General features: G+C 40.0%; 13 protein-coding genes. 7 read left to right on the top strand and 6 right to left on the bottom strand.

Annotated elements, in window-relative coordinates:
* Positions 1-48: 48 nt before the first annotated feature.
* From H5072_RS02095 to H5072_RS02105, 3 genes are all read right to left on the bottom strand, one after another.
* Entirely contained in the window at positions 49-1,350 is a 1,302-nt protein-coding gene (locus H5072_RS02095; RefSeq protein WP_002959027.1) for a hemolysin family protein, read from the bottom strand.
* 147 nt (positions 1,351-1,497) lie between these two features.
* Positions 1,498-2,187: a transporter substrate-binding domain-containing protein gene (locus H5072_RS02100; RefSeq protein ID WP_182692518.1), complete on the bottom strand. Its 690-nt coding sequence runs from the start codon at positions 2,185-2,187 to the stop codon at positions 1,498-1,500.
* A gap of 129 nt (positions 2,188-2,316) precedes the next feature.
* Positions 2,317-3,426, bottom strand: coding sequence for an arginase family protein (locus H5072_RS02105; protein ID WP_182692519.1), 1,110 nt, complete (start codon positions 3,424-3,426; stop codon positions 2,317-2,319).
* 454 nt (positions 3,427-3,880) lie between these two features.
* Between H5072_RS02105 and udp the strand changes: the two genes are divergently transcribed.
* A complete protein-coding gene (udp, locus tag H5072_RS02110) occupies positions 3,881-4,636 on the top strand; it encodes a uridine phosphorylase (RefSeq protein ID WP_007375563.1) in 756 nt (251 codons plus the stop codon).
* A gap of 90 nt (positions 4,637-4,726) precedes the next feature.
* Here udp and cdd read toward each other — a convergent pair whose 3' ends face one another.
* Both cdd and ppc read right to left on the bottom strand, forming a co-directional pair.
* A complete protein-coding gene (gene cdd, locus H5072_RS02115) occupies positions 4,727-5,653 on the bottom strand; it encodes a cytidine deaminase (RefSeq protein WP_182692520.1) in 927 nt (308 codons plus the stop codon).
* A 136-nt stretch (positions 5,654-5,789) separates the two neighbouring features.
* Positions 5,790-8,435: a phosphoenolpyruvate carboxylase gene (ppc, locus tag H5072_RS02120; RefSeq protein ID WP_182692521.1), complete on the bottom strand. Its 2,646-nt coding sequence runs from the start codon at positions 8,433-8,435 to the stop codon at positions 5,790-5,792.
* Positions 8,436-8,555: 120 nt separating this feature from the next.
* Here ppc and H5072_RS02125 point away from each other — a divergent pair, with 120 nt between their 5' ends.
* The 5 genes from H5072_RS02125 to H5072_RS02145 all read left to right on the top strand — a co-directional run bounded on the left by H5072_RS02125 (position 8,556) and on the right by H5072_RS02145 (position 12,387).
* On the top strand, positions 8,556-8,954 hold the full coding sequence (locus H5072_RS02125; RefSeq protein WP_024594554.1) for a thiol-disulfide oxidoreductase DCC family protein: 399 nt from the start codon (positions 8,556-8,558) through the stop codon (positions 8,952-8,954).
* A complete protein-coding gene (locus H5072_RS02130) occupies positions 8,951-9,673 on the top strand; it encodes an SDR family NAD(P)-dependent oxidoreductase (protein ID WP_182692522.1) in 723 nt (240 codons plus the stop codon). Before H5072_RS02125 ends, H5072_RS02130 begins: the two co-directional genes overlap by 4 nt.
* 9 nt (positions 9,674-9,682) lie before the next feature.
* On the top strand, positions 9,683-10,291 hold the full coding sequence (locus H5072_RS02135) for a flavin reductase family protein (protein ID WP_007375568.1): 609 nt from the start codon (positions 9,683-9,685) through the stop codon (positions 10,289-10,291).
* 101 nt (positions 10,292-10,392) lie between these two features.
* Positions 10,393-11,613: a Xaa-Pro peptidase family protein gene (locus H5072_RS02140; protein WP_182692523.1), complete on the top strand. Its 1,221-nt coding sequence runs from the start codon at positions 10,393-10,395 to the stop codon at positions 11,611-11,613.
* Between the two features lie 114 nt (positions 11,614-11,727).
* Positions 11,728-12,387, top strand: coding sequence for a DsbA family oxidoreductase (locus tag H5072_RS02145; RefSeq protein WP_182692524.1), 660 nt, complete (start codon positions 11,728-11,730; stop codon positions 12,385-12,387).
* 56 nt (positions 12,388-12,443) lie between these two features.
* On the opposite strand, the gene H5072_RS02150 is transcribed toward H5072_RS02145, so the two are convergent.
* Complete coding sequence (locus tag H5072_RS02150) at positions 12,444-13,301, bottom strand: immunity 49 family protein (RefSeq protein WP_182692525.1); 858 nt, start codon at positions 13,299-13,301, stop codon at positions 12,444-12,446.
* Positions 13,302-14,348: 1,047 nt separating this feature from the next.
* Here H5072_RS02150 and H5072_RS02155 point away from each other — a divergent pair.
* On the top strand, positions 14,349-15,079 hold a 731-nt coding region (locus tag H5072_RS02155), incomplete at its 3' end, for a MauE/DoxX family redox-associated membrane protein (protein WP_182692526.1).

Here is a 15,079-nt window from a genome sequence, read left to right on the forward strand (position 1 = left end):
CCAAGCTAAAAACAACTTGGCTAGTTATATAAACGACTATCTTACTTTTTAAAGGGGGTTGTCGTTCTGTGGATTAATAACTCTTGAAACTAACAACTGCTCTACCCTAATGCCCTCTACATCAACAACTTCAAACTTAAAGCCTGAAAAAGTTAAATGCTCTGCACGTTTAGGGATTCGCTTCATACTGTAAATTAAAAATCCAGCGACAGTTTCATAGTGCATCTGATCTGGAAATTCTTCTATATCAAGTACCTTTGCTAAATCGGTAATTGGAGTTAACCCATCTACAAGCCATGAATTTTTATCGCGCTCTATAATTAATTCATCACCTTGATGAGTAATTAAATCCCCCATAAACCCTTTCATTAAGTCTTTTACCGTTACAATACCTACCGAAAGCGCGTATTCGTTTACGACAACAGCAAATGGCTTTGCTGCGCTTTTAAACGCATTTAAGGCTTCTGATAGGCTTAATGTTTCCGGTAAGTAAAAAACATCTTTATCAATCAGCTCATCGTTTATATTGGCGGCTTCGCCTTTTAGTACTTGTCGTAAAATATCTTTAGATTCAACAGAGCCATGCAATTTATCTAAATTTCCTGACACTACTAAAAAGTGATTATGAGGGTGGTCAATAATTTTGGTCGCAATATCATGGCTAGATTCGTTTAAATCAAAATAGACAATTTGGTCGCGTGGCGTCATTACGCTTGATAAAAACCGCGCTTCTAGGTCAAACACATTACCAATGAGTTCATACTCTTGCTTTTGCAAACTACCATATGCAGCACCCGCTTCCATCATGGCAACAATGTCCTCAGTTGTAACGTTGTCTTCTCGCTCAGCGGGCACTTTAAATAAGCGCAGCACAAAGTTAGTTACCCCATTAAAAAACATCACTAGCGGAGTTAAGGCAAAGGTTACCCAGCGCATTATTGTAACGACTCTAACAGCGACAGCTTCTGGCATGATCATCGCTAAACGTTTTGGCATTAAATCGGCGAACAAGATAAACAGAGATGTAATAGTAAAAAATGAGAATAAAAAGCTAATTTTTTCTAAGTGTGCACCTTGATAAAAAAGCACTAAAACACTTTCAACATAAGGCGATAAAGCCTGCTCGCCCACAATACCACCCAAAATCGCAATCGCGTTGAGTGCAATTTGGATCATGGCAAAAAAAGCCCCTGGATTTTCTTGTAGCTTTAATACCGCTGCTGCTTTTATATTTCCTTCATCTGCCATTACCCGCAGTTTTATTTTACGCGACGCTGCAATTGCTATTTCTGACATAGCAAACAACGCACTGATCAAGATCAATAAGCTAATCCCGATTAAATCACCCATTTAACGCTCCAATAAGTTAGCGCTTTTTTAAACAAAAAGCAGCTGGATTATAATCGGTTTTTTAAACGCAGCAATTTATATTTACGAAATATATTTAAGCTATTAATTTTCAATTATTTAAGAGGTAAAACAGTGAGTTTAAAGTGCTTAAATTTTATTAAAGGCAACTTTTAATTGAGAAACTAAAGCCGGATCCATATTTATATTACAGGCAAAAAATAACGGAGACTGAGTTGTGTTTAAATCAAGTAATGGTTCTAGTAACTCAAGCTTAGGCTCTGTTTGAACTCGATAGTTAAATTGCTTTTTGTTGAGGATAACAAAATCAAGTATATGGTGACGAGTGCTTATGAGTTTATCTATTTTATCTAGGCTATCGATGAGTAATAAATGCTTACTTTCACTAAAGCCCCTTTCAAGCAAATAATGATGACTAAAGTTATCACGCAGTACTGCTATTTTGTATTTTTTAGCATCATTGAGGGTGTTTAACTTTATACCTCTGGATTTTAGACCATAAATGGCAGAGTCAAAGCTTTCCAGTTCGCCTACCCAGTTAAACTTACTTTCTCTATTAGGTAATCGAACAATCGAAAATATACAGGTGTTTTTATCGCGTAGCGCTGCATTGTAGGATATGGCCCAACTATGCGCCAACATAGTGTAGTTTATACCTGTACCTTCTAGCGCTTTATGAACTTTTTCGACAGAGCGGCCAACGAGTTTGTTATCTTCATTAATATACTGAAAGTCCGGAAATACTTCCGTTACTATTGTAATTTCAGCTGCATCAACTTTAATACAGCTAATGAACAATAAAAAGATCAACAATTTCATCTAGTGAGGCCTCAACCAACTCATTATATGTATTTAATAAATATAGCTGAGGCTTTGTGAACTGCTAGTTTTTAGTTATGTAATGCACACTTATACGCTGATAGTGCTAGTATTTATAGCTTCTGCAGCTTACTTATTCATCGCACTAATTAAAAAGGCTGAAATTTTAGCGCCTTCTCTAAGTGTCGTTTCTGAGCTTGATTGACCAACTAAAGAGCTGTCGGTAAATGGCGCTATCTCCATCATATCTGCACCCGTAATAGGAAACTCATCCGCAATGGCTGATAAAATATCAAGCGCATGCTGAGGCGTTAAACCGTGATGCTCTGGCGTACCTGTGGCAGATGCAAACTCTGCATCAAGTGCATCAATATCAAAGCTTACGTATATTTCATCAACGTTATCGGCTTTTAACTGTGCAATAGCGTCGGCAGCAACCGCTGCTGCGCCGCGTTCAATGATTTCATGTGCCCAGTGCTGTTTAACACCAAAAGTATTTTCCCAATGCGCTTTAGGCTTGCCACTTGAGCGTATACCAAATTGTATTAAATGATTCGGCGCAGGTAAAAATTCTAAAATATGTGTACACCACGAGCCAAAACATAAATCAATACCTAAGCGCTCCACAAGTAAATCGGTATGCGCGTCAAAGTGAATAATAGCCGTGCGCTTACCTTGCTCACGTTTTGCTTTTAAGTACGCTTTAGTAAGTGGGTAACTAATTGAGTGATCGCCACCAATACCAAATATCCCTTTATCTTTAAATGTTGCGTAAAAGCTGTCGCATACATCCTCAGTGATTGATAACGGGCTTACGTAATAATCGTTATCTTCATCACCATATAAGGCTTTTTGGCAATTAGAAATGGTTGCATCATTTAGGTATTTGTCATGAAGTAAATGTGGGATTACACGTACATCACCTAAATCAAACGAATGACACTGAGGTTGCTGATCAATTAAAGCTGAGCGCACAAACAGTGGCCCCCAGTTTGCTCCGCGTAATATCCCACCGCCACAGTCTGAACTAATACCTAACATAACGGCTTTATGTGGTGAGTTTGGTAATTCGTTTAAAGACTCGCGCCACAAATTATCAACGTTTTCAGTTTGTCCGTAAAGTTTATTACGCAGCGCGGCTTTGCGCTCTTTTGCAGTATTTACTGTGTATACGCCATCGCCCGGTGCGCACAAACAGTGCTCAACTTTGTTTTTAAATGCTTCAAATTGTGTGCTCATAATAAACTCCTTCGGTTTTTATTCTGTACGTAGCTAATTACTTTTGATTAGTTATGCAAAATCACTAAAAATGCCTAAACTTCAAATAAATGCCACTTTGCTAAATAAGTCAGTGCTTAATATAAGTAAACACGTTAGTTTTTACGTCTTCACTACAAGATTAAATCATTGAATTTATTTGATATTAATGAAACTTTGTAATCATTCATTTAATCGTAGTTACGCGCTTGAGTGATACTTATTATGTCTGCTTGAACATGTCAACAGCGCAACAAGGCTACGTATATAAGTACTTGAGTGAATATTCATAGTTGGTGAATAAATCAAATTAGCCCTTAAAATTATTAAGGCTTTATTGGAAGAGTTAAGATAAAACGGACAATCGTCCTGTACTTGATAAACGTTTCTAGCAATCATGCTAGATTGACAACAAATTATTATAAAAGGCTTAGCTATGGAAAAGGTATTTCACTTAGGACTATGTATTGACGATCTTAAAGGTGCAAAACTTGCGATTGTACCGGGCGATCCAGATCGTGCAGCACGTATTTCACAATTCCTAGACAACCCAACCTGCCTTGCTCAAACTCGCGAGTTTCATGTTTATTTAGGTCAATTAAACGGCCACTCTGTGGTTATATGTTCTACAGGTATTGGTGGTCCATCTACGTCGATTGCAGTAGAAGAATTAGCACAACTTGGCGTGCGTAAATTTTTACGTATTGGTACAACCGGTGCAATTCAGCCACACATTAACGAAGGCGAAATTTTAATTAGCCAAGCGTCTGTACGTTTAGACGGAGCTAGCCAACACTTTGCACCACTTAGCTACCCTGCTGTATCTGACTTTTATGCAACACAAGCTATGGTACAAGCATGTAAAAACCTAAATATCGATTTTCATATTGGTATTACTGCATCAAGCGATACATTCTACCCAGGGCAAGAGCGTTACGATACGCACTCTGGTTACGTTCCTAAATCACTACAAGGTAGCTGCGAAGAGTGGCAAAAATTGGGCGTGATGAACTACGAAATGGAATCGGCAACATTATTTACTATGTGTGCAGCCCTTGGATTACAAGCAGCATGTGTAGCAGGCGTACTTGTTAACCGTACTCGCCAAGAAATACCAAATGTAGACCACGGTGAAATTGAGCGTAAATCTGTAGCTGTAGTATTAGAAGCAGCTAAAGTATTACTTGATTAATACAGGTTATAGCAGTCAGTGAGTTAATTCGATAGAATGACTCGCTTTAATAAAGCACAGCGCCGGCTGTGCTTTATTGTATGCAAGCCACTATTTAAGTGGTGCGCTAATTACTTTAAGTGCAGGTAAATGCGTAAAACTGGCAAGTACAGCTTTTGCCACTTGCGACTGGTTTTCACGACCCGCTGTTTCGAGCAATGTAATTCCCTTCACCGTACTTTCGTTAAAGCTAAGCCCAGCTAAAAAGAACTGGCTTAGTGCACTTTGTAGTGGCGATAAACTTGGACTGTAAGCTGCATTTTCGGCGTAACTTCCGTAAAAGTCACCATCACTAAATGTACTTATTTTTACGGCGCTAAAGTTTTGGCTGTAAGGCACATACGCATTAAGTGCAAAACGCGCAAGGGTTTCATCAAGGTCTTCAGCGCTAAAATTACCTTGCTGTGGTTTTGGGTTAAACAAGCTAAATTCGTTACCTAAATCGGTAGGTCCAAATGAATGCGGCAGTAATTCAGCAAGTTTAAATTGCTGATCAGGAAGTAAAATATCAAACTCTTTCGCATCAGCTAGTTCGTTCATAAACTGGCGACAATACCCACAAGGCGCATCGCTAATCGCAATTTTAACTATTTTTTTAGCGCCGTTTAACCATGCGTTATTTATAGCCGATTGCTCTGCATGAACCACTAAACTCAATGCTTGATGATCAAACTCTACATTCGCACCAAAGTAAAAGTTTACCTCACCCTTTTTATCAAGCGCTTTAACAATTGCGCCTACATGAAAATCTGACACTGGCGCAACGGCATACTCAGAAGCTAAAGGCACTAAACCTTGTAGTAATACATCATCAGACACATTGAGTTGCGCGCATAACGCTTTAATATTATTAGAATTTAATATGCCACGTTGTGATTTTAATTGACTACGTAATGACGCTGTTTGCGCTACGCTTAATGTGAAGTGCGAATTTGTAAGTGCTGTATCTTGCTGTACAGTAAAAGTTGCTGAAGCCATAATATTTTTTAATTATTCAATGGCTAAGTAGTTTAAAAGGTTAGGGCGTTAAATACCAGCCTATTTAACGCAAAAAAAGGGAGCACATCGCGTGCTCCCTTTTAATACCAATAGGTATACCTAACAAAATAAAGTGTTAGCCGGTATTACGCATACCTGCAGCTATACCTGTCATCGTGATCATTAACGCATTATCAATGTCACCTTCGTTTCGTTTTTCCTCTGAGCGAGCACGGCGTAAAAGCTCAACCTGTAATAGGTTAAGTGGATCGGTGTACGGATTACGTAAACTAATCGACTCCTTAATCCAAGGTTGTTCGGCGAGTAGGCTTTTTTGTGGGCTAAGTGATTGCACCAAGCTAATCGCTTCTTGAAGCTCTTTACGAAGTGTTACACCCAATGGTTTGTACATATCTTCCACCAGCGCATTATCGTAATGCTCACTCAACCAGCAATCGGCTTTACTAAATACCATTTCTAGCATTTCTAGGCGCGATCTAAAGAATGGCCACTGTAGGCTCATTTCGCTGAGTGTTTCTGCGCCGTACTTATTAAGCGCAGCTTTTAAGCCAGTTAACGCACCTAACCATGCAGGAAGCATTAAACGGTTTTGGCTCCACGCAAAAATCCATGGAATAGCACGCAGGCTTTCAACGCCACCATTAGGATTACGTTTTGCAGGACGCGAGCCTAGCGGCAACTTAGACAGTTCAAGCTCAGGCGTTGCCATTCTGAAGTAAGGTACAAAGTTTTCATCGTGGCGAACTACATTACGGTAGTGTTCACACGACTCCTCACTTATTAGCTTCATTACTTCGCGCCACTGCGGTTTTGGTTCCGGCGGCGGTAATAAGTTACTTTGTAGTACTGCACCTGCGTAAATATTTAAGCTTTGCAGTGCTACATCGGGTAAACCAAATTTAAAGCGGATCATCTCGCCTTGCTCGGTTACACGCAAACCACCTTTTAACGAACCTGGCGGTTGTGAATGCAGCGCTTGTGCAGCAGGTGCCCCACCACGCCCTACTGTGCCACCACGTCCATGGAATAAAATAAGTTCAATACCACGCTCATCAGCAAGTTGTACTAGTTTATCCATAGCTTCGTACTGCGCCCAACCTGCTGCCATCATGCCGGCATCTTTAGCAGAATCAGAGTAACCAATCATTACATTTTGGGTGTTTTTAATGTGCCCGCGATACCAAACATTATCAAGTAATGTAGTAATTACATCACTGCCTGCGTTTAAATCGTCGAGTGTTTCAAACAAGGGTGCTACTGGTAAATCAAAGCTACAGCCGCTTTCTTTTAGCAATAATTGTACTGCTAAAATGTCTGATGCTGTTCGCGCCATCGAAATAATATACAAGCCAAATGTTTGTTCGTCTTGCTTAGCAATAACATCAAAGGTGTCTAGCACTTCTTGAACATCAGGGCTTGGTTGCCAATGTTTTGGAATAAGCGGTCTGCGAGAGTTAAGTTCAGTAAGTAAAAAAGCTTGTTTATCTTGCTCTTGCCATTGGTTGTAGTCGCCTAAACCTAAATAACGAGTCAGCTCAGAAAAAACATCGCTGTGACGAGACGAGTCTTGGCGCACATCGAGTTTAGCTAAACGCAAGCCAAAGCTATTAATACGGTACAGTAAATCAAGCAATAATCCATCAGCAACTACTTTCATATTACACTTTAATAACGAGCGGTAGCAAACCTCTACAGGGTGCTTAAGCTGATTAATATCGGTAATTAAATCTTGTGAATCGCTACGCTTATTTTTAATTTTAGCGCCCAAGTGAGCCACGGTCTCTGCAACTTGGTTTTTAAGCTTTTTGATCACCGCTCTGTATGGTTCAAAGTCTTGACCTGCCAACTCAATAAGCTCATCACTGGCGTCTGACATAGATAATTCAGCGCATAACGTTTTTAAATCTTGAATATATAAGTTAAGCGCCATCCAACGACCATGGTCAAGCACCTCTGCTGTAACCTGCGATGTTACAAATGGATTTCCATCACGGTCTCCACCCATCCAAGATGTGAACTCAATCGGGCTGTAATCTTTTGGTAGCTCTAAACTTAATTGCTCTTTAACATTGGCTGAAAATTCACGTAAAAAGCGCGGAACAGCGTGCCAAAGACTGTTTTCGATTACCGCATAACCCCATTTAGCTTCATCAACTGGCGTTGGGCGAGAGCGACGAATGTCGTCGGTATGCCAAGCCTGGCTAATAAGCTGTTCAATACGATTTAAAATAGCATCTCGCTCTAGCGGTAAGTTATCTTTTCGCTCTAATGACGCTAAGCAATCACTTAGTTCAACATGTTTGTTAATAATAGTACGGCGCGTCACCTCGGTTGGGTGGGCGGTTAATACTAAGTTTATGTGGAGTTTTGAGAGTGTTTCGGCCAAATGATTACTATCTAGCTGGCCTTGTTCTGCTTTTGTAACTAACGTTTTTAATGTTTGAGTGAGAGGGTTTTGTTGACCAAGGCCAACGTCATTAAAACGCGAAACGGTATGAAATTGTTCTGCTACATTAGCAAGGTTTAAAAAATGATTAAATGAACGGGCAACCGGCAAAAGCTCTTCATCACTAAGCGCATGTAAAACGTCTATTAGCGCTTGTCTGTCGTCTTCATTACCACTGCGAGATGATTTAGATAAAGCCCGAATTTCTTCTACTTTATCTAAAATAGCTTGGCCTTGAGCATCCTTAATAGTTTGTCCTAGTAATTGCCCAAGTAAATTTACATTACCTCGCAAGGCGGCATATTGTTCACTCATTTCTCATTCTCCTTTGTTTCGTAGGACACTATTAATATCATCATGAAGAGATATTTAATAGATCCATTTGCAATGTCTTGTCGTAAAAAAGTATATATAAAATAATCACAAAGCAATTACATGATCATTTTTTACGATGGAAACTGCCCTCTTTGCAGCACCGAAATGCAGCAACTAAAACACGCAGACTCTAAAAATCTAATTACGCTTGAAGATCTTAACGCGAGCGACTTTAGTGAACGCTACTCGTATATTGATAAAGACAAAGCAATGAACTACCTGCAAGCCCAAAAGCAATCAGGTGAAATGATTTACGGGCTTGATGTAACTTACGAAGCATGGAAAATAGTGGGTAAACACAGCTGGTTGAAAATTTTTCGCTTGCCAATAATTCGCTTTTTCGCTGACTGCGGATACCTGTTATTTGCTAAGTATAGGCATCCCATCAGTCGCTTTTTAATGCCAAATACTCAGTGCAGTAACGGCCAATGTGGACTAAAAGCAAAAGGTGATAAATGAAAACCATTGTTTTATTCGGCGCAAGCAGTGCCATAGCAAATGCATATATAGAACATTTACAAATAAACACGCCTACTCATCAGATAGTTTGTATTAGTTCAAAAAGTATTGAATCTGACTCAAGTTTTGTCCACCTGCATACTGACTACACAAAACAAAGTTTAGTGCGCGTCACTAATTACCTAAAAGAGCAAAATGCCGATATACAACAAGTTATTATATTCAATGGTACACTGCACAACGAAACCCATATGCCCGAAAAAAAGCTGGAGGATTTAGACGCTGAGTATTTTAGCCAACTTCTCAATTCAAACACCCTAACCCCCCTACTTTGCTTGCAGAGTATTTTGCCGCTCTTAACACATAAAACGCACTGTACTATTACAGCACTCAGTGCGCGTGTGGGCAGCATTAACGACAATAAATTAGGCGGTTGGTATACGTATCGCGCCTCTAAGGCAGCTCTTAACATGCTATTTAAAACCGCAGCGATTGAGCTTTCACGCCGAGCTAAAAATACCAAGCTCGTTTTATTTCACCCAGGGACTACTGATACTGCGCTTTCAAAGCCATTTCAAAAAAACGTACCCGCTGGAAAACTCTTTACAGCTGAATTTGTAGCTAAGCAGCTTTTTACACTTACTTTTAATAACCTTCATTTAGAACTCAATGGTGAGCCTGCCTACTTAGATTGGCAAGGCAAAACCATACCGTGGTAAGGACCTTTAATGCATTTTACTAAAGAGCGCATAAACGCACTTGAAAAACACACTCGTACTCATTTAATTAATTCGCTTTCGGGTTTTAAAAGCGCCAACTTAATTGGCACGCAAGACAAACAAGGCAATACTAATCTCGCCATTGTTAGCTCTGTTATTCATTTAGGTGCTCACCCGCCGCTAGTTGGCATGATAATGCGCCCAAATAGCGTGCCTCGCCATACGTTCGAAAACATAATCGAAACCGGTAGTTACACCATTAACCAGGTTAATAAAGCTATTTATAAGCAAGCTCATCAAACATCAGCCCGCTACGACAAAGGCGAGTCAGAATTTGCAGCGACAGGTTTAACGCCCGAATACTTAAACGACTTTGCAGCGCCTTTTGTTAAAGAAAGCCGCTTAAAGTACTCGGTTAAATTTGTAGAAAACCAACATTTAGCCATCAATGGCACAGAGCTTGTAATAGGTGAAATCACTGATGTGTATTTAGATGAAGTAGCACTTCAAAGTGATGGCTTTTTAGATTTACAGGCTATTGAAACGGTGGCAGTAACCGGGCTTGATAGCTACCACACAAGTAATAAACTCACGCGTTTACCTTACGCTAAAAAATAATATGCCATTTTAAGAGGCTATAAACTAATAGCCTCTTATCGCATAACATTGAATTTTACCTTGGTATTAATCACACTAGCTAAAAATCCAAGGAGAAAAATATGACCACCATCGGTATTGGTACACAATCAAGCGAGCAAGCGCTGGCAAGCCTAAGTAACATGACGCAAACGCTGACCCCTATCGCAGCTGACGAACATTTAGAGCGCATAGCCAAGGCTCAAGCGTATATGCTAGCAAACAACATAGATGCAATTTATTTAAACGCTGGCACCAACCTTACCTACTTTACAGGCATGAAATGGTACGCGAGCGAACGTATGGTTGGCGCGATATTACCCGCCCTTGGTGAAGTACAATACATTGCGCCTTATTTCGAAATTGGTTCACTAAACGGGTTTAAAGTAATAGATGGGCCTATTCATGGGTGGCAAGAGCACGAAAATCCTTATGCACTTTTTGTCGAAGTATTAAAAAAGTTAAACATTAATGAAAACGCAACCATTGGCATTGATGAAAGCGCACAATTTTTTATATTCGACGGCATTAATAAAGCACAAACGGGTTTAACCCTCATAAATGCACAACCTGTAACGGCGCATTGCCGTATGCATAAATCAATTCACGAGCTTAGCTTAATGCAGCGCGCGATGGATATGACCTTAGCCGTACATCAAGCCACAGCAAGCATGCTTTATGAGGGAATAACCACCACCGAAGTAGAAGCTTTTATTAAGCAAGCACATCAAAAAGTAGGCGCGCCAGGTAACTATTTTTGTATTGTTTTATTTGGTATTGCAACGTCTTTTCCGCACGGTGTTAAAAACGCCCAAGTACTTAAAAAAGGCGATATGGTATTAATTGATACCGGCTGTAAAGTACACGATTACCTATCTGATATTACCCGTACCTATGTATTTGGCGAACCTACAATGCGCCAACGGATGTTTTGGGATCATGAAAAAGCAGCGCAAATGGCGGCATTTAATGCAGCTAAAATCGGTGCCACCTGCGAAGACGTAGACGCTGGCGCACGTACTTATTTAGCGGCGCAAGGCCTAGGTCCGCAGTACCAAACACCGGGTTGCCCGCATCGAACGGGCCACGGCATTGGGCTAGATATTCACGAATGGCCATACTTAGTTGGCGGTGATAAAACCCCACTTGCCCCAGGCATGTGCTTTAGTAACGAGCCAATGTTAGTTATACCCGATGAATTTGGCGTGCGTTTAGAGGATCATTTTTACATGACCGACAACGGCCCTCATTGGTTTACACAACCAAGTTATAGTATTGACGACCCATTTGGCCTTAACGCTTAAAACTGAATACCTTCAAGAGCAGCTGCTTAGCTGCTCTTTTTAGTTTGGCATTGATAAAGTGCAGTTCATCCCAATATCCCCTGTTATACCAAAGCAATCCTCAAAAGGATAAATATGAAAAACTTTAAAATTGATATCGTTTCAGACGTAATGTGCCCTTGGTGTGTAGTGGGTTATAAAAACCTAGAAACTGCACTAGAGCAACTCAAAGACGAAATGAGTGCAGATATTACGTGGCATCCTTTTGAGCTAAGCCCTGATATGCCACTTGAAGGTCAAAATTTAAACGAGCACCTAATGCAAAAGTACAACCTAAGCGAAGAGCAAGGCGATGAAAATCGTAAAAACATGTTCGAAGCAGGTCAGCGTGCCGGGTTTACGTTTAATTTTGATGGTGAGCGCATCATGATCAACAGCTTTGATTTGCACCGCCTACTTACTTGGGCGCGTGAAGAAGATAAGCAAACCGAATTAAAACTTGCCATGTTTGAAGCACACTTCACCGATTTAAAATACTTAAATCAAGAAGAGGCACTGCTTGATGTAGTAGAAAGTGTTGGCCTTGATAAAGAAGAGGCACGTAGTATTTTACACTCAGATAAATACGTTCAAACAGTACGCCAAGAGCAAGACCGCTTTAAGCAAATGGGTATTACTTCAGTCCCTACATTTATTATCAACGATAAATATGCAATTAGTGGTGGACAACCAAGCGACTCATTTATTCAAGCACTAAAACAAATTAGTGAAGAAGAAGCCAAGCAAGACGCTTAGTTAGCTAGCAAAATTAAAGGCTGCAATATGCAGCCTTGTAGCCAAACAAGGCTAATTTAAGCATTTTCAAACTCTTTATAAATTAGCCACTTTGGCAGGTAAGGGGTGTCGGGCACTTGCCAACCATGTTTATCATAGGCAAGGCTAGCCACTGCGCTTATCAGCAAGGCTACATCACCTTTCCACGTAACCACCCCCTCCGGTGGGTCGTTATAGAATGTGTAATGTAATTCAATAGCTTTATGGATTGCCTGTTGGTAATGAGCGGCATCGTTTGATAACACCGCTACCCACACATCCAAATAAGGTAAGAATAGCTGGTTCACGTAAGGCGCTCTAAATTCATCAACATGCTCAGGGCCTGATTTTTCCATTACCTCGCGTAATAACACTGTTTGGTCTGCGTCTTGTACAAATATATTTCGCACAAACTTGAGGAGTGCGAAGTCAAAGGCATCAGGGTACTCAAGCCAATCTTCTTCGCACCGGCAGATTAACTCAACCGCATCAGCATCTCTTAAGCAAAGCGCTAAACTCAATTGCAATAACCAATTATCAACCATTATAGAGCGATGCTCAGCACGACCCTCTAAGCGAAACACGTGCTCTTTTAAGGTAAAAATATGGCGCTGCCCGGGGTTTGACACTAAATTATAGTGCGCATGTAATAAATCTAGGCCAAAGCGCAAAATAGACACGCCCTCAAGCCCTTTTTCTGCTTTTTGTGCAGTAAAGCTAACACGTATACAACTCATTGCATCTCTACTTAACCGTGCCTGCGGCTCCTCATAAATCGCGGGCTCTAGCTCGAGATAACGCTGCCACCTATTGTTATAAGTATCTAAATGAATATGAAAGGCATTTTGCAAGTTCACTAATTTATAGTGGTCATTGTGGTACTTTAAATCGCTCATAACTGAATCTTTCCAATGGTGTAATTTGTCACATCAAACGTTGGCTTTAAGCTACTACCGGTTTGAAACTTCTGTTGCACTTTACGAAATTCAATGTTACCAGAATAACTATCAAGTGCTTGCAAAGTGTTGCCCAAGGCTTGTGTAAATAGGGTGGTCAGGTCTTTCTTTTTGACACTATTTTACTTACACGAGAATAGTGCAATTGAAAATAGTCACCAATCTCTTTCAAAGTGTCTTGTCCTGAAATCTGTTTACACATTTCAGGACAAGACAAGTTTAAAACTAAATAAGGCTGCACATTGTAGCCCTATTGGTTCTCAACTGTAATATGCAAATATTCGCCGCTGTAGTTGATTAAGCAATCCTTACTAGCGCAGTAATAGAGCGCCCCTGACTTGAGTATTTCCTCCTCAGTATTTTTAATTATTAACGCGCAGCGATGCGTATTTTCGAAAGTCTTAATCGATATTTCTAAAAAGCCTATGAGGGATTTATTATTTATTGTTACCTGCTCTGTTATTAAGTTTATTTTAATAACCCTAGCCAATCGAAAATATTTATAAACTATATACAAACTGGCTAAGCAGCTAAATGGCAGTATCATCTCCCCCCTGCTACTTTGTTAAAGCCACCTTCGTATGTTGGTAAATGAGTGAATAGACTAGTAAGCTCCCCTAACGCTAAAACGAGCCCTGCTAATATAGCGATAGCTCCTATCCCTACACCTTTAGATTTTATTAACGTGACTGTATTTTTCATAATAATAGGTAGTTGATATTGCTTATGGTTAATTTCTAATATAGGAACACATCTACTATTTGTTCCTTTGCCACAATTAACATTACACGAATAGATTTTTACACTGGCATTATAAGTGCATTATTAGCAAAGAAAATTATTACATGCTCTGTGAGATAATTTTGTGCGAATGATAGGTAAAAATTACATTTATTTAGACCCTTTTTTCAAAGCGACCAACAATATTGAAACCTACATTTGTACTGTCTGCACAAATAAATTAACTATTTAAAGTAAGGAGTACACATGGCTAAGTCAGCAACATTATACAGAATGGTAACTAATGAGCATATTTGCCCATTTGGACTCAAATCAAAAGATTTACTTAAGCGAAAAGGCTATAAGGTAGATGATAAGCCGCTGACTTCGCGCGAAGAAACCGATGCATTTCAACAAAAGCACAATGTTGATACCACACCACAAACATTTATCGATAACGAACGCATTGGCGGGTATGACGACCTGCGCGCTTACTTTAATAAATCGGAGCCTGGCCAACAAGGTACTACTTATACTCCCGTAACGGCCATTTTTGCTGTTACCTTATTGCTTGCCTTTGCATTTAGCTACTCGACTGGCTTTGCACTTTTTTCTATGCATACAGTTATGCTGTTTGTCGCGTTAACAATGGGCGTACTGGCTATTCAAAAATTACGCGACTTATACAGCTTTAGTAATTCTTTTATAACCTATGATTTATTTGCGATGAAAGTAGTGAGATATGCTTATGTGTATCCATTTTTAGAAGCATTTGTAAGTATTGGCATGATTGCAGGGCTTTCAGCTTATATTGTTGCACCAATTTCTTTATTTATTGGGGGTGTTGGCGCCGTGTCGGTGATTAAGGCTGTTTACATAGACAAACGAGAGCTTAAATGTGCCTGTGTTGGCGGAGATAGTAATGTACCGCTGGGGTTTGTCTCTCTAGCCGAAAACCTGTTTATGATTGCGGCGGGTATCTGGATGTTTATTAAATA

Source organism: Pseudoalteromonas sp. SR45-5, from assembly GCF_014163565.1.
Classification (GTDB): domain Bacteria; phylum Pseudomonadota; class Gammaproteobacteria; order Enterobacterales; family Alteromonadaceae; genus Pseudoalteromonas; species Pseudoalteromonas distincta.

What these genes read in the sequence shown, in the direction of transcription:
- H5072_RS02095 (WP_002959027.1), bottom strand. Translation starts at nt 1,350, where the DNA reads ATGGGTGATTTAATCGGGATTAGCTTATTGATCTTGATCAGTGCGTTG.
- H5072_RS02100 (WP_182692518.1), bottom strand. Translation starts at nt 2,187, where the DNA reads ATGAAATTGTTGATCTTTTTATTGTTCATTAGCTGTATTAAAGTTGAT.
- H5072_RS02105 (WP_182692519.1), bottom strand. Translation starts at nt 3,426, where the DNA reads ATGAGCACACAATTTGAAGCATTTAAAAACAAAGTTGAGCACTGTTTG.
- udp (WP_007375563.1), top strand. Translation starts at nt 3,881, where the DNA reads ATGGAAAAGGTATTTCACTTAGGACTATGTATTGACGATCTTAAAGGT.
- cdd (WP_182692520.1), bottom strand. Translation starts at nt 5,653, where the DNA reads ATGGCTTCAGCAACTTTTACTGTACAGCAAGATACAGCACTTACAAAT.
- ppc (WP_182692521.1), bottom strand. Translation starts at nt 8,435, where the DNA reads ATGAGTGAACAATATGCCGCCTTGCGAGGTAATGTAAATTTACTTGGG.
- H5072_RS02125 (WP_024594554.1), top strand. Translation starts at nt 8,556, where the DNA reads ATGATCATTTTTTACGATGGAAACTGCCCTCTTTGCAGCACCGAAATG.
- H5072_RS02130 (WP_182692522.1), top strand. Translation starts at nt 8,951, where the DNA reads ATGAAAACCATTGTTTTATTCGGCGCAAGCAGTGCCATAGCAAATGCA.
- H5072_RS02135 (WP_007375568.1), top strand. Translation starts at nt 9,683, where the DNA reads ATGCATTTTACTAAAGAGCGCATAAACGCACTTGAAAAACACACTCGT.
- H5072_RS02140 (WP_182692523.1), top strand. Translation starts at nt 10,393, where the DNA reads ATGACCACCATCGGTATTGGTACACAATCAAGCGAGCAAGCGCTGGCA.
- H5072_RS02145 (WP_182692524.1), top strand. Translation starts at nt 11,728, where the DNA reads ATGAAAAACTTTAAAATTGATATCGTTTCAGACGTAATGTGCCCTTGG.
- H5072_RS02150 (WP_182692525.1), bottom strand. Translation starts at nt 13,301, where the DNA reads ATGAGCGATTTAAAGTACCACAATGACCACTATAAATTAGTGAACTTG.